Genomic DNA, 597 nt, shown 5'->3' on the forward strand with positions numbered 1-597 from the left:
ACTACACCGACAGCGCCGGCGCGAAGCACTACAGCGTGGCCCTGGCCGATTTGCCGACCTCGGCCACGGTCACTGATCGCCGGTCGGTGGAGGCCATCGCCGGGCCGCTGGTGACGCACTTCGCCGCCCGGATCGGCGACTACCCGGGGTTACGAGCACGGGCCACCACGAAGGAAGACGTGGAGCTGGAGAACCTGCCGAATGCCAAGAGTGACGACGAGAACACCGACAGCAGCGTGATCCTTGCCACCACCAAGGCGGTGAAGTCGGCCACGTCGACGATTTGGAACGCCATCGCCAAGATCGTGGTAGGTGACACGGTGGTGGGCAAAGCGGCCAGGCTGGCCACGGCGCGCATTTTCACCCTGACCGGTGCGGTGAATGGCTCGGTGAGCTTTGACGGTACGAATAACGTCACCATCGCCACCACAGCCAGCCAGGCCACGGAGACAGTGGCTGGCGGCGCGAAGGTGGCCACACAGCTCCAAACCGACACTGGGACCGACGACACCGCGTTTATCAGCGCCAAGAAGCTCCGATGGGGGTTCGCCGCCACCTTCGGAACAACCGGGTTTGTAGCCCTGCCGTCCTGGTTGG

Annotated in this window: 1 pseudogene; it reads left to right on the forward strand. The window is 64.8% G+C overall.

Annotation, left to right across the window (positions count from 1 at the left end):
* Positions 1–597, forward strand: a pseudogene (locus M1B35_RS31910) (hypothetical protein); the annotation flags it as partial.

This window comes from Pseudomonas morbosilactucae (assembly GCF_023241665.1).
GTDB classification, from domain to species: Bacteria; Pseudomonadota; Gammaproteobacteria; order Pseudomonadales; family Pseudomonadaceae; genus Aquipseudomonas; species Aquipseudomonas morbosilactucae.